15 protein-coding genes are annotated in these 12,917 nt (G+C 64.4%); 7 read left to right on the top strand and 8 right to left on the bottom strand.

Annotation, left to right across the window (positions count from 1 at the left end):
• Positions 1-69: 69 nt before the first annotated feature.
• The 3 genes from U6958_RS15360 (at position 70) to U6958_RS15350 (ending at position 2,764) form a co-directional block, all read left to right on the top strand.
• On the top strand, positions 70-783 hold the full coding sequence (locus U6958_RS15360) for an SURF1 family protein (RefSeq protein ID WP_074921320.1): 714 nt from the start codon (positions 70-72) through the stop codon (positions 781-783).
• Positions 784-896: 113 nt separating this feature from the next.
• Entirely contained in the window at positions 897-2,198 is a 1,302-nt protein-coding gene (locus U6958_RS15355; protein WP_016447187.1) for an ATP-binding protein, read from the top strand.
• 29 nt (positions 2,199-2,227) lie between these two features.
• The gene (locus U6958_RS15350) at positions 2,228-2,764 is read left to right on the top strand and encodes a response regulator transcription factor (RefSeq protein WP_012205888.1); all 537 of its coding nucleotides are present in this window, start codon (positions 2,228-2,230) and stop codon (positions 2,762-2,764) included.
• Positions 2,765-2,836: 72 nt separating this feature from the next.
• Here U6958_RS15350 and cyoE read toward each other — a convergent pair whose 3' ends face one another.
• Positions 2,837-3,742, bottom strand: a complete 906-nt coding sequence (gene cyoE / locus U6958_RS15345; RefSeq protein ID WP_016447188.1) for a heme o synthase — start codon at positions 3,740-3,742, stop codon at positions 2,837-2,839.
• Positions 3,739-4,929, bottom strand: a complete 1,191-nt coding sequence (locus U6958_RS15340; protein ID WP_074921360.1) for a heme A synthase — start codon at positions 4,927-4,929, stop codon at positions 3,739-3,741. The genes cyoE and U6958_RS15340 overlap by 4 nt, the downstream gene beginning before the upstream one ends.
• A 522-nt stretch (positions 4,930-5,451) precedes the next feature.
• Between U6958_RS15340 and U6958_RS15335 the strand changes: the two genes are divergently transcribed.
• The 4 genes from U6958_RS15335 (at position 5,452) to U6958_RS15320 (ending at position 6,681) form a co-directional block, all read left to right on the top strand.
• Positions 5,452-5,673, top strand: a complete 222-nt coding sequence (locus U6958_RS15335) for a hypothetical protein (protein WP_017403888.1) — start codon at positions 5,452-5,454, stop codon at positions 5,671-5,673.
• Between the two features lie 199 nt (positions 5,674-5,872).
• Positions 5,873-6,055 (top strand): hypothetical protein, encoded by a 183-nt coding sequence (locus tag U6958_RS15330; RefSeq protein ID WP_016447190.1) that lies wholly within the window; start codon positions 5,873-5,875, stop codon positions 6,053-6,055.
• Positions 6,052-6,300, top strand: coding sequence for a hypothetical protein (locus U6958_RS15325; RefSeq protein WP_017403886.1), 249 nt, complete (start codon positions 6,052-6,054; stop codon positions 6,298-6,300). The genes U6958_RS15330 and U6958_RS15325 overlap by 4 nt, the downstream gene beginning before the upstream one ends.
• Positions 6,301-6,399: 99 nt before the next feature.
• Positions 6,400-6,681 (top strand): hypothetical protein, encoded by a 282-nt coding sequence (locus U6958_RS15320; protein ID WP_016447192.1) that lies wholly within the window; start codon positions 6,400-6,402, stop codon positions 6,679-6,681.
• 36 nt (positions 6,682-6,717) lie between these two features.
• On the opposite strand, the gene U6958_RS15315 is transcribed toward U6958_RS15320, so the two are convergent.
• From U6958_RS15315 to U6958_RS15285, 6 genes are all read right to left on the bottom strand, one after another.
• On the bottom strand, positions 6,718-7,506 hold the full coding sequence (locus U6958_RS15315; RefSeq protein WP_074921321.1) for a class I SAM-dependent methyltransferase: 789 nt from the start codon (positions 7,504-7,506) through the stop codon (positions 6,718-6,720).
• A gap of 710 nt (positions 7,507-8,216) precedes the next feature.
• Complete coding sequence (locus U6958_RS15310; RefSeq protein WP_162233967.1) at positions 8,217-8,354, bottom strand: hypothetical protein; 138 nt, start codon at positions 8,352-8,354, stop codon at positions 8,217-8,219.
• A gap of 170 nt (positions 8,355-8,524) precedes the next feature.
• Positions 8,525-9,064 (bottom strand): isochorismatase family protein, encoded by a 540-nt coding sequence (locus U6958_RS15305; RefSeq protein ID WP_074921322.1) that lies wholly within the window; start codon positions 9,062-9,064, stop codon positions 8,525-8,527.
• Between the two features lie 443 nt (positions 9,065-9,507).
• Entirely contained in the window at positions 9,508-10,011 is a 504-nt protein-coding gene (locus U6958_RS15300) for a GNAT family N-acetyltransferase (protein WP_074921323.1), read from the bottom strand.
• A gap of 603 nt (positions 10,012-10,614) precedes the next feature.
• Positions 10,615-11,523 (bottom strand): LysR family transcriptional regulator, encoded by a 909-nt coding sequence (locus tag U6958_RS15290; protein ID WP_003141085.1) that lies wholly within the window; start codon positions 11,521-11,523, stop codon positions 10,615-10,617.
• Positions 11,524-11,755: 232 nt separating this feature from the next.
• On the bottom strand, positions 11,756-12,907 hold the full coding sequence (locus U6958_RS15285; protein ID WP_012761372.1) for a S1C family serine protease: 1,152 nt from the start codon (positions 12,905-12,907) through the stop codon (positions 11,756-11,758).
• Positions 12,908-12,917: the final 10 nt, after the last annotated feature.

Here is a 12,917-nt window from a genome sequence, read left to right as displayed (position 1 = left end):
GCATCCGGAAACTCCGGGCCCTCCAGCCGCGCAGGCGCATCGCGCCGGCGCGGCCCACTCGCTCAGGCGATGCTCATCTCGGTGGGCATCGCCTTGTTTTTGGGCTTCATCTTCCTGGGCAGCTGGCAGGTGCAGCGCCGCGCCTGGAAGCTGGATCTCATAGAGCGCGTGGAGCAGCGCGTGCACGCCGCGCCCGCTGCCCTGCCCCCGCCCGCCGAATGGCCGCAGATCACGGCCGCCGACCATGAATACCGCGCTGTGCAGGCCAGCGGCCAATGGCTGACAGGCAAGACCGTGCTGACCCAGGCCGTGACCGAGCTGGGAGCAGGCTTCTGGGTGCTGACGCCGCTGCAGCTGGACGATGGCAGCCAGGTGCTGGTCAACCGGGGCTTCATCCCCACGGAGCAGCGCGCACGCTGGCAGGCGCAGCCCGGGCAGGCATCCCAGGACCAGGTGACGGTGTCCGGCCTGCTGCGCATCAGCGAGCCGCGCGGCGGTTTTCTGCGCGAGAACGATCCTGCTCAGCAGCGCTGGTTCTCGCGCGATGTGGCGGCCATTGCACAGGCCCAGGGCCTTGGCAAGGCAGCGCCCTATTTCATCGACGCCGGCCTGCCCGGCCAGCCCGTGGCGGACGGCACCTGGCCGCGCCCGGGCATGACCGTGATCCGCTTTCCCAACAGCCACCTGGTCTACGCACTGACCTGGTACGGATTGGCGCTGATGGTGGTCGGTGCCGCCTGGCTGGTCAGGCGCAATGACCGGCAGCCGGCCGACAAGCCATAGAACCGCCTTGCGCAGGCAATGGGGCCATCGATGACATCGGTGGCCCTTTTTCTTCAGTCCTCTACAAGACCCTGCCGCGCCACGGCTGCCTGCGGTAGCGCACAATCGCCCGCGTGAATTCGCCTTCAGAGTCCCTGTTCCGCGTCGAGCGCACCACCGAACGCCAGAACATGCAGCTGCTGATACAGCTGCGCTGGTTTGCCGTGGTCGGGCAGGTGATCACCATCTCCCTGGTGCACTACGGCTTCGGCATCAACCTGCCGCTGCCGGCCATGGCCCTGGTGCTGATGGCCAGCGTATTCACCAACCTCGGCTACATCTACTGGTACCGCAGCCACCGCCGCCAGATCTCGGCGCGCAACCTATTCCTGGCCCTGCTGGCCGACGTGCTCGCCCTGGCCATACAGCTGTATCTGAGCGGCGGCGCCAGCAATCCCTTCATCTATCTGTTCCTGCTGCAGGGCATTCTGGGCGCCGTGCTGCTCAGGCCCGTGCACGCCTGGATCATCGTTGCCAGCACCTCGCTGTGCACCCTGGTGCTGGCCATCGTGCACTGGCCCCTGCCCATTGGCGCGGCGGGACCAGACGGGCTGCCCGGCCTGTACGTGAGCGGCATCCTGATCAGCTTCGGGCTGACCACGGTGCTGCTGGTGGTCTTCCTGCGCCGCATCGTCTCCAACCTGCGACGGCGCGACGCGCGGCTGGCCAACATGCGCCAGCGCGCCAGCGAGGAAGAGCACATCGTGCGCATGGGCCTGCTGGCCACGGGCGCGGCGCACGAGCTGGGCACGCCGCTGTCGACCATGTCCGTCATCCTGGGCGACTGGCAGCGCATGCCCGTCATCACGCAAGATCCCGATCTGCTCGCCGACCTGCAGGAGATGCAGCAGCAGCTGCTGCGCTGCAAATCCATCGTCTCCAGCGTGCTCATGTCCGCCGGCGAAACCCGCGCCGACGCGCCCCAGGCCACGACCTTGCATGCCTTCATGGATGGAGTGGTCGCCCAATGGCAGTCACGCCATGCGGTAGAGCGTTTCGACTATGTCCAGGCCGAAGAGGACTTCCCCATTCTTTCGGATACCGCGTTGCAGCAAATGGTTTGCAATGTGCTCGACAATGCCGCCGAGGCATCTCCCGGCCATGTGGCGCTGCACCTGTCCGTGCGCACCGGCATGCTGTGCATCACCGTGCGCGACAAGGGTCCCGGCTTTGCACCTGCCGTGCTGGAGCAGCTGGGCCAGCGCCATATCTCCACCAAGACGGAGCGCCCGGGCCGCGGACTGGGCCTGTTCCTGGTGCTCAACGTGGCGCGCTCGCTGGGCGGACGCGTTCAGGTGAGGAACACCCCGCCCAGGGGCAGCGAGGTGGAGATCCGCCTGCCCCTGTCATCGATTGCCATTGAACCCGGCGCCTGAAGCGGCGCCCACAGGAACCCGAATCGCCCATGGACAGCTCCCGCCTCCTGCTGCTGGTTGAAGACGATGCAACGTTTGCACGCACGCTGACGCGATCGTTCGAGCGGCGCGGCTACCGCGTGCTGCAGGCCGCCAGCGCCGAGGAAGTGCGCGAGCTGCTGCAGACGCATTCGCCGCAATACGCCGTCATGGACCTCAAGCTGGCCGGCAATGCCTCGGGCCTGAGCTGCGTGCAGATGCTGCACCAGCACAACCCCGAGGCGCTGATCGTCGTGCTCACCGGCTATGCCAGCATTGCCACGGCCGTGGAGGCCGTCAAGCTCGGCGCCTGCCACTACCTGGCCAAGCCGTCCAACACCGACGACATCGAGGCCGCCTTCGGCCGCCTCGAAGGCCGCACCGACGTGGAGCTGTCGCGCAACCCCACTTCCATCAAGACACTGGAGTGGGAACACATCCACGAAACCCTGGCCGAGAGCGACTTCAACATCTCCGAGGCCGCACGCCGCCTGGGCATGCACCGGCGCACGCTGGCGCGCAAGCTGGAAAAGCGGCAGATCAAGTAAGACGGCAGGCACCAAGACAAACCGGGCCTCAAGGGCCCGGTTTGTCATTGCGCGGCCATGGCCCTCAGGCCATCAGCCCAGCCAGAGGTAGTGATCGATCAGCAGTGCCAGGAACAGCACGCTCAGATGCACCAGCGAGAAGCGGAAAGTCCTGCGCGACAGCTCGTCCGAGTAATTGCGCCACAGCGCGAAGGCATAGCCGCAAAAGCCCACGCTCAGCACCACGGCCACCACCAGGTACAGCCAGGAGCTCATGCCGTACATGAAGGGCAGCATGCAGGCTGCGAACAGGATCACCGTGTACAGCAGGATCTGCAGCCGCGTGTACTCGCTGCCATGCGTGACGGGCAGCATCGGCAGGCCCGACTGGCGGTAGTCCTCCACGCGGTACAGCGCCAGCGCCCAGAAATGCGGAGGCGTCCACAGGAAGATGATGAGAAACAGGATCAGCGCCTCGGGTCCGACCTGGCCCGTCATCGCGGCCCAACCCAGCACGGGCGGCATGGCGCCGGAGGCGCCGCCGATCACGATGTTCTGCGGCGTGGCGGGCTTGAGGATCACTGTGTAGATCACGGCATAGCCCACGAAGGTGGCCAGCGTCAGCCACATGGTCAGCGGATTGGTGCACAGCAGCAGCACCAGCGCACCCAGCGTGCACAGGATGGCCGAGAAGGCCAGGGCCTGCTGGCTGGTCAGCTCCCCGCGCGCCGTGGGCCGCCAGGAGGTGCGCTTCATGCGCGCATCGATATGGCGCTCCACCAGGCAGTTGAAGGCCGCTGCGGCGCCCGCCACCAGCCAGATGCCCAGGCAGGCCAGCGCCATGTGCAGCCACTGGTCGGCGTTGGGCCAGCCCGGCACGGCCAGCACCATGCCGATCAGCGCGCAGAACACGATCAGCTGCACCACGCGGGGCTTGGTCAGGGCATAGAACTGCGTCCAGCGTGAGGACTCGACACTCAGGGAAGCTTGTTTACTCATGCAATCTCTCCACGGGCAACCGGCAACCCGGCCCGCAGCGTGCCCGGGCGACTGGCCGCCAGGCACCAAACAATCACGGTCACCAGCGCGGCTGCGCCACCCGTATGCAGCACTGCAGCCACCAGCGGCCAGTCCAGCACCACGTTCGACAGGCCTGTCAGCACCTGCAACACCAAAAACCCAGCCAGCACGCGGCGCTGCGGCGCCAGGGCAGGCGCCTCGCCCAACCGCCACCACAGCCCGGCAAGCGCGGCCACCACCACATAGGCCGCAAGGCGGTGCAGATAGTGGATGGCCGTGAGGCCCGCAAAGCTGATGTTGCTGCCGTCCTGCAGCAGGCCCAGCGGACGCCAGATCTGCAGCGCCTGCGAAAAATCCATGGCCGGCCACCAACTGCCCTGGCAGGTCGGAAAACTGCTGCAGGCCAGCACCGCATAGTTGGTGCTGACCCAGCCACCCAGTGCCACCTGCAGCACCAGCAAGCCCAGGCCCAGCCACAGCAGAGCACGCAGGCCCGGGGAAATCACCGTTGCCTGCTGCTGGCGTGCCGCCCGGCTCAGCCCCACGGCGGGCACGCACAGCAAGGCCAGCAGGCCCGTGCCGCCCAGCAGGTGCAGGGTCACGATGGCCGGAAACAGCTTCATGGTCACGGTCCAGGCGCCAAAGGCACCCTGCAGGCAGACCCAGAACAGCGCCAGCGTGGGCCACCAGGGGCTCATGGCCCCCAGCCGTGCGCCTTCCACGCCTTGGGCGCCACCCGCCCTGCCCTGGCGGCGCGCACGCCGCCAGGCCATGATGGTCATGGCGATGATGAGCACGCCCACGGTGGTGGCCAGATAGCGGTGGACCATCTCTATCCATGCCTTGCCATGCGTCACCGGCCCGGTGGGCATGGCGGCCTGCGCCTCGGCAATCTGCGCGCGGGCGCCCATGGGGCTGGCGCTGCCATAGCAGCCCGGCCAGTCAGGGCAGCCCAGGCCGGAATCGGTCAAACGCGTAAAGGCGCCGAACAGCACCAGGTCGAAAGTCAGGAACAGCGTCAGCACCGACAGTGCCTGCAGCCGCTTGAGCGAGCCACCGTTGCGGTTGCGCAGCCACACCCAGGCCAAGGGTCCCAGCGCCAGCAACAGGCCCAGCAGCATCAGCTCCAGAACGGGGGCCAGATCGTACAGCGCCTGCTCGTTCACCTCCGCCCTCCGCAGCGCAGCGTCCACCGGACGGAACAGACCCCAGGCAAGCCGCAAGGCAATGCCACAGGCGCATCCGGTTGGCGACAGCAGAACTTCATAAATGAGAGCAATTTGACGAGAAGGCTCAGCCCCATGCGCGAGATTGGATCGCAGGCCGGGCCCACAGAGAATCAGGACATGCACCCAGATACAGGCTGCGGGACGGCGCCCCATGCACAAGGCCCGCCAAGCGGGCCCGGTCGCTGCAACTTTCAGAGCAGCATGTCTTTGATATGAAACAATTCTACTTGCCTGCGTACCACTCAAGCGCCCAAGCGCGCAGTGCCCCTAGACCGCAGCCAGCTTCTTTAGGCCGGCGTGATGCGGCTTGGGCCGGGCGCACACGAATTTGCGCAGGGTGCCACCCGAGGCGTCGGTGGCCCGGCTTTACACAACTGCTCAGATTCGCTCAGACTCAGACGCCCAGCGTTCCTTAGATTGACGCTTTTACTTGGGGACCGGCAACCGCCGGGTGAGGCCATGATTGCAGGACGCTCGTGGACTGTGCTTGATGGGCGCGGACACGAAATCGGGCGTGTCGAAGGCGATGAATTCGTCCGGTGCGGGACCAGGCTCATCTACCGCATCGATGGGCCGGCGCTGTACTCCATGGACGGCTCGGCCAGACTGATGGGCTTTATCGAAGGGACCGAGGTCAGAACGCGGCAGGGGCGGATCTTTCTCAAATTCCTCGCGCATTGAACTGCGCTGCTCTGATCTGCGCAGCACCGTGCGCATGCAGCGGCAAGCTTTCGGCCCCCTTCTGCGCCAGCCGATGACAATCTATATCAATTCATTCATAGCCAGTCGCTAAGACGCACAGATAATTGCCGGCATCGTGTGAATTGTGAGAAGGGACCGGGCCACGTGCCACGCCCTTCGCATGCTGGAGGATTGGCAGATGAGCGCCCCGGAAATGGAGGCCATACAGGAGCGGCTGAAGAAGCTGCGGGCCGACGAGGCGCAGGTAGCCGAGCAGCTGGAACGGCTGCAGACCCAGAAGGCTGCGCTGGAGCACAGGCAAGCCATGATCCAGGGCGCCTTGGAGGTGCTGGAAGAGATGCGGCAGGAGCTGGAGCCATGAACCGCGGCAAGCCCGGTTCGTCCCCGTCCTCGTCACCGCCCGCCACTGCCCTGCCAACAACCCAGGACTGGCTGGAAAGAATTGCAGCCCTGGATGCCACGCAGCCGCCGCCTACCCCACCTCGTCCGCGCAACACCCGCAAAGCAGCGCGCCGCAAGGCGGTCACCATCGTGGCAAGGCTGGTGCTGCTGGTGCTGCTGGCCATCGCCCTGGCCGTGGCGGCGCAATTGATGTGGGTCAAGTAGCTGCCTGCGGTATACCCTCGCATCCTGGCGAAGTTCCCATATTGTTTGCATGCTCACTTGCGCCTAGCATGGAGGCACACTCAACGCAGTGGAGGTGTCATGGCCGATCCCGAAGAACCGCTGGAAATACGCTCAGAACGCTGGCAGTCGCTGAAGGGGCTGGACATCGCCTCCGTGGATCTGGGCCCCATCTGCGTGGTGCTCTTGCTGACGTTGATCTGCATGGCCGTGATGCTGCTGCTGGCCAAGTCCGGCGCCGAGCAGGTGCGGCAGGCCCAGCCATCGCCCCAGGCCAAAGGCCCTGCTCCCCGACCGCAACCGGCGCAGCCCGTGGCAGAACCCGCCCAGCAACAGACCTGGATACCGGCCTTGCGCACCTGAGCACGGCAAGGCCGGTCCAGGCCGTAGGTAGCGCGTTCAGACCTTCATCGAACGTGTCGCAATGAAGGTCGGCACGAACTTCTCGATCACAAAACGGACGTGGGGCTGCCAGTCCTCGTGGAAGCCCGTCAGCACAAGCCCCGCATCCAACTGCCCCCCGATCTGATCGGCCAGCGTATGGCCGAACACCAGGGCCTCGTTGCGCTCGCGCTTGGCCGCAATCGCCTCGGGCGGCAAATCCGCCACATCGGAATACGGCAGGCGCCAGGCGGGCCGCACGAGTCCTTGCTCGCGCAATGCAGGATCACGGTCCTCCACGAAGACCACCGGATTCCAGAAGCTGGACAGAAGACGCCCGCCCGTCGTCAGCACCCGCGCGCATTCACGCCATACGGGCCGCACATCGGGCACGTAGAGGTTGGAGATGGGGTGAAAGATCACATCAAAGCTGGCGTCTGCAAAGACCCCCAGATCGCGCATATCGCCCTGCACGCAGGTCAGCGCAAGGCCTTCGCGCTCGGCCACGTGCCGGTCCTGCGCAAGCTGGCCGGCTGAGGCGTCGAAGACGGTGACCTGGGCGCCCGCTGCCGCAAGAATGGGCGCCTGCTGGCCGCCGCCGCTGGCAAGGCAGAGGATGCGCAGGCCGCGTACATCATCCAGCCAGCCGGCAGGCAAGGGGCCTGGCGTGAGCCGCGCCTGCCAGCTCCCGGCGCGGGCCCGTGCTATTTCGGCGCTGTCGACCGGGCGCGACCAGTCGCAGGACTTGGCAGCCTGCTGGTTCCAGGCGGCCGTGTTGTGGGCGAGGATATCGATGGATTCCGTCATGGGCACTCTTTCAAAAATTCCGAAAGGAGGCCGCACGGCGACGCCGGGTTGCGTTCAGGAAACGCAGAGCAATCAACGAACAGGCAGGAGGTGACGCAGGCGTCCGCCGTCGGCCGGCAAAGGGCTTCGGGGGATTGGTCGGACGAAGGTCCGAAGGCGTCACAGGTTCATGTCAGGCTCGCAATGGTCGCAGGGATGGAAGCAAAAATTCTAGGGCTGCCCGAAGCACGCTGTCAAACAGCTGCGGCGCCTTCCCCACACGGTCATGCAAAAGTCACAACCGTGAGACGGCCTGGCTGTAAGTTGAACACGCACCCTCGATGGCGCCGGCTTCTGCCCCGCCTTGGCGCGCCCGCTGACGACCGCCTTCTCCAACCCGGCGCCCAATGGATACCGAGGAGCAACACTTTGAAGGAGAGCTATGCGTAGTCCCAAGAAAGGCAGAGAGCCGATCCGGCTCCTGGACCTGGCCCCCGCCGTCTTCTGCATGCAGTGCGAACAGGAAAAGCCCGCCACAGGCGCCCGCCAATTCCATGCGTGGCACGTGTGCAGCGATTGCTCGCAGAAGCTGGCCCGACTCCCCACGGCGCAAGCACCCACGGCGCACCCTGCGCACTGAGGCAAGCGATTCCCCAAAACGACAGCCCGCCAAATGGCGGGCTTTCTCATGCCCTTTCGGGCATGGGCGGGACCATGACAGTGGATCGCGCCTACCAGGGCGCAAACACCATCATTAGCGCCACGGCCACGACGGCTGCGGCGATGTACATGGTCCGCTTGGTGGCGAACCGGTTGCGGGACGACGACGTGGGCACTTGGCCAGGGGTGTTGGGAGGAGGTGTGTTCATGGCCTCAAGCATGGGTGCCGCCCAGGCACGCCCTTGTCGGACAAGCACAGGTCAGGGAATCAGCGCAAGGCAGGACCAGGCCGTCGGCATTGGCCCATGGCCCGGTGGTCTGAAAGACGAATGGCGCTGCAATCGCTCGCGTGTGCCTCAATATGGGCGGACTCCGCAGATCAGGTGTGAACCGGTGCCGAGAAATCCCAGGCGTTTGCGGGCATGACCGCGCAAAACGCCCCTGCCAGCGTCGCGTTGTGGTGTTCCACAATCTTCTGCGCTGCAAGCTGGGGGGTGTCGGCACAAGTATGTCCATCCTCCGCAATAAGGACGGCATCAAGGCCCAGATCGCGAGCGACCCGGCAATTGGTGTCCACGCAGTACTGAGTCTTCATGCCGGTGATGACCAGGCCGGTCACGTTGCGTGCTTGAAGCTGCTGCAACAGATCGGTGCCTGCAAAGGCGCTTGGGCGGTGTTTTTCGAACACAACCTCACTGCCGTCCAGTTGCAGTTCGGGTGCGAGTTGGGTCAGTGGGCTGCCTGGGCCAATGGGCGTTCCCACGGGACCGATGTGACGAGCCAGAAAAATTGGCGCTCCCGCGCGGCGGGCCTGTGCCATCAAGGTATTGATGGTGTCCAGCACCTCGGTGCAGCGCCACATGGGTTCAGGGCCTCGGACCAGGCCGACCTGAACATCGAGGACTAACAGAGCAAACATGAATGCAACTCCTTGCGTGGTGCCGGCGACGCAAGGGCAAAAAAAAGGGCCCTGTCCATCGCTGGCGGGCCTGGGAAGTGGTTCAACTGGGACTCACGGCACTTCACACGGTCCGCAGGAAGCGGTCGTGGAGGTGATAGTGGTGAGAGTGCAGTGAACCATGGAGTTCCATTGTAACGAGCGCCTTCGCCTGTCATCTCAGCACCTATGCGGCTTTTTTGCGTTTGTCGCGCCGCAGATCTCGCCCCTGTAGTTCCGGACGCTGTCCAGCTGTTTTCGGGGGGAGACGTCAGGCAAGAACAAGCCCGCTGATAGGGCTTGTCTGCACCTCGGTGTGCTTCACCTTCTTCGACGTCTCGTCACTTCCCAGGATGACAAGGTGCTGCGCCCTTTGCGAGACCAGTGCATGGAGAACCCCCAGGCGCTGACGGATCCGGCAGCGACTACGCGGACAACAGCGCCCAGCGTTCGTGATCTCGCCAGCGACCACCGACCTTCATGAATGCGGGCGACAACCCCTCCAACTTGAAACCACAGGACTTCACCAGTGCTATGGCTGCCTTGTTCTCAGGCTGAATGTTGGCTTCCAGCCGATGCAGCTTCGAAGTCCTGAAGACCTGTTTCACGACATGCGCGAGGCCCTCCTTCATCAGGCCCTTCCCTTCGAAGCCCGAGAATGCAAAGAAGTCGATATGGGCAGAGCGGAACGGGTCCATCAGGATGTTCGTGATCTGCACGACCCCGGCAAAACCATCGCTGCACCACTCCCAGATCACAAATGCCGCACCCGACGGCTCCTGCACGCGAGCCAGGTAGCCCTGGAACTCCTGTGCCGTGCTGGGGGGCGAAACCCATGGAGCGTGCAGTTTGCGGCTCTGTCCGACCGCGTCGATGAACTGCTGCTCCAGATCGGCGGTCAGCGTCGAAACGTAGATATCTGTGCCCATGACTTCCCTTCTCTGTGGAAAGAAAAGTGTAGCCAGCCCAGGAATCCGTCGGAAGCCTGGCAGCGCGCTTGCACCCTACAGCTTTGTCAAGTGCACCATTGAAACGACGAAGCCCGCTCGGCGCGGGCAGCCTAAGAATTCGAGTTCGAGCTCGGCGCACCATCAAGAGGCGATGCGCAAGCGCTCGGGTCGAACGATATGGAAGAAATGGCGCGACTGCCAACGGCGCAGCGTTGTGGAGGCGAAGAAGAACTTGCTTTAAGCGGCCGGGCGAAATGGTGACCGTACGCATGTTCGACTGCCAGCTTGTGGAACTGCATGTCCACGTCGGCTTGCTCAATCGCTTTAGCCAGATTGGCCACTCTCAAGCCGCATTCTGTTTGTGCACCAGAACCGACGTCAGTAGGGATGTCTATCTGGAGCGGGCGATGGGAACATCATCGTGTTCCCAACTCGTTGATTGATAACGAGTTTTCCGCACTCGGCGAACCGAGATGGACATAATTATGGACTGAAAACCACGCTTGGTCAACGCGCGCTCCGAGCAAGTCCAGTGCGAGCCATGGACAGCCAGCAGTAGCCAATGTACCCGAGCGCTCAACGTCACGAGGCCGGTTCATCTCCCTTTGGCAGGAACTCCTCGCGGGCGCGCTGCAGAAACCGCTTCATGGGCTCAGAGGGTTCGGCGCTGCGGCGCAGCAGGTAGGTAGACAGCATGGGCGGCGTGCCGGCCAAGGGGCGAACGGTTATGTCGGGGCGGTTCAGGGTCTGCACCTGCGAGGCAATGGCGAAACCTAGGCCATAACCGGCACCGACCAGAGTCAGCATCACGCCTAGGCTCGTCACCTGATCTACCAGCTTGAGCGGCTTGGACGCACCTTGAAGCACCGCCTGGATCTGGTGGTGGCAGCCCGATCCCGCGTCCGGATGGCACAGTACCAACGGAAACTTCAAGGCTTCATCCAATGGCACTTCCGCGTGCGCCAACAAGGGGTGGCGCACGGGCACGATCACCGACAGAGGATCGGTCCACACGGGCTCGGCGACAAGGCCTTCGCTCACCGCGTCCGACAGCGCAAAGCCGATGTCCAGCAGATCGTTGTGCAGGCCCTTGAGCTGCTGCGCGAAAGGCAGCTCGAAGACGCGAATCTCCAGTTCGGGCTCTTCCTCGCGGCTGCGCGCCAGCAAGGTGGCAATGTGGGGCTGCGCCAAGCTGTCGCAGATGGCGATGCGCAGATAACCCTGATAGCCCTGCGCCGCCGCCTTTGCGGCACTCACCGCCTGCTCCACGGTGGCCAGCACACGCCGGCACTCACCGAGGAACACTTGACCGGCCCAGGTCAGTCGCGTCTGGTGCGCGCTGCGGTCGAACAACTGCACGCCGAGCGTGGCTTCGAGATTGCGCATTGCGCGCGACACAGGCGATTGTTCTACGCCAAGGCGCTCGGCCGCTCGCGCGAAATGCAGTTCTTCCGCGACCGCAACGAAATAGCGCAGTAGTCTGAGTTCCAATGCGGCCTCCTGTTTGCCTCGTTCCTGGCCTGCGTCCACCTCATGCGGATTGCGCCTCGCTTTCTCCTTCGATGATTGGCAAGAGGTTCCGGCGTTGCATGCTTGCCTATTCGGATAGGCAGATCGCATCCGAAAATTACGGAGGTTGAGGCGGAACGCTACCTGGCCGAAGACCTGAGAACCTCAATCACCGCGACGCTGCACTACCGCCTGATCCACAGGTTCAGTTCAATCAATTCCCGGGTTGCAGCTCCACACGCACCTCGCGCGATTTGCCGGCCCGTTCCACTGACAAGACCACCACATCGCCGACCTTCCTGTCGTCTAGCCGCGCGAGCAGCTTGGCCACATCGTCCGTCGCCTTGCCATCAACATCGATGATGCGGTCGCCCGGCACGATGCCTTGCGGCGTGACTTCGACACCCGCGAGGCCGGCCTTGTGCGCTGCCGAACCAGGGGTAACACGCAACACGAACACGCCCTTGCTTCCGGTCAGTGCAAGCAGACGCTGATTGAGCTGTTCGTCCACCTCAATGCCCAGCGCCGGACGGATGTACTTACCGGTCTTGATGAGTTGCGGGACTACGCGCATGACGGTGTCCACCGGCACGGCGAAACCAATCCCGGCCGAGGCGCCGGAGGGGCTATAGATCGCCGTGTTGATGCCGATGAGCCTTCCTGCCGAATCGAGCAGCGGCCCACCGGAGTTGCCAGGGTTGATGGCGGCGTCGGTCTGGATCAGGTGATCGATGGCCGGGCCGCCCGCTTCTCCGGGTAACGAGCGGTCGAGCGCGGAGACGATGCCGGTGGTGAGCGTCCAGTCCAGGCCGAAGGGGTTGCCGATAGCGAACACCTTCTGACCCACCTTGAGGTCGGCACTGGTGCCGACCGGCACGGCCGGCGGGCGCTTGAAACCGACGCCAATCTTGAGCACGGCGATGTCGTGCGCTGGGCTCGTCCCCACCAGCGCGGCCTGGTAGTCGCGGCCATCGGCGAGTTTGACCGTGGCTTCAGAAGCACCCTGGATGACGTGGAAGTTGGTGACGACGTGGCCGGCATCGTCCCAGATAAAGCCCGAACCGGTGCCGCGCGGCATGGAAAAGACATTGCGAGTCCAGACGTCGCGCACCAGCTGCGCGGTGGTGATGTAGACCACCGAAGCGCGCGATTCTTCGAACAGTTCGATGGTGGCTTTCTCGTCCGCCGCCAGATCGCCACGCGCCGTCACGGTGCGATCTGCCGCCTCGCGCGGACTGAACCAGGCCTCGATGGCGGGCAGGAACTGCCACAGCAGCATGAGCGTGGCAATACAGGCGGTGATGAAGAGCCAGCGCCGGATGAAGGGGTCCGGTGCGGGGCGTGGGTACGGGTCGGGGTAGGCCATGAGAAGTCTC

Origin of the sequence: Delftia lacustris, from assembly GCF_040267515.1 — a bacterium.
In the GTDB taxonomy this organism is placed as follows: domain Bacteria; phylum Pseudomonadota; class Gammaproteobacteria; order Burkholderiales; family Burkholderiaceae_C; genus Comamonas; species Comamonas tsuruhatensis.
Note: the sequence above shows the minus strand (reverse complement) of the source record. Positions and strands in the feature narration are given on the sequence as shown.

Excerpts from the sequence above, each read along its gene's own strand:
- U6958_RS15315 (WP_074921321.1), bottom strand. The coding sequence starts at position 7,506 with ATGACGGAATCCATCGATATCCTCGCCCACAACACGGCCGCCTGGAAC.
- U6958_RS15310 (WP_162233967.1), bottom strand. The coding sequence starts at position 8,354 with ATGAACACACCTCCTCCCAACACCCCTGGCCAAGTGCCCACGTCGTCG.
- U6958_RS15360 (WP_074921320.1), top strand. The coding sequence starts at position 70 with ATGCTCATCTCGGTGGGCATCGCCTTGTTTTTGGGCTTCATCTTCCTG.
- cyoE (WP_016447188.1), bottom strand. The coding sequence starts at position 3,742 with ATGAGTAAACAAGCTTCCCTGAGTGTCGAGTCCTCACGCTGGACGCAG.
- U6958_RS15330 (WP_016447190.1), top strand. The coding sequence starts at position 5,873 with ATGAGCGCCCCGGAAATGGAGGCCATACAGGAGCGGCTGAAGAAGCTG.
- U6958_RS15350 (WP_012205888.1), top strand. The coding sequence starts at position 2,228 with ATGGACAGCTCCCGCCTCCTGCTGCTGGTTGAAGACGATGCAACGTTT.
- U6958_RS15320 (WP_016447192.1), top strand. The coding sequence starts at position 6,400 with ATGGCCGATCCCGAAGAACCGCTGGAAATACGCTCAGAACGCTGGCAG.
- U6958_RS15305 (WP_074921322.1), bottom strand. The coding sequence starts at position 9,064 with ATGTTTGCTCTGTTAGTCCTCGATGTTCAGGTCGGCCTGGTCCGAGGC.
- U6958_RS15285 (WP_012761372.1), bottom strand. The coding sequence starts at position 12,907 with ATGGCCTACCCCGACCCGTACCCACGCCCCGCACCGGACCCCTTCATC.
- U6958_RS15335 (WP_017403888.1), top strand. The coding sequence starts at position 5,452 with ATGATTGCAGGACGCTCGTGGACTGTGCTTGATGGGCGCGGACACGAA.
- U6958_RS15300 (WP_074921323.1), bottom strand. The coding sequence starts at position 10,011 with ATGGGCACAGATATCTACGTTTCGACGCTGACCGCCGATCTGGAGCAG.
- U6958_RS15325 (WP_017403886.1), top strand. The coding sequence starts at position 6,052 with ATGAACCGCGGCAAGCCCGGTTCGTCCCCGTCCTCGTCACCGCCCGCC.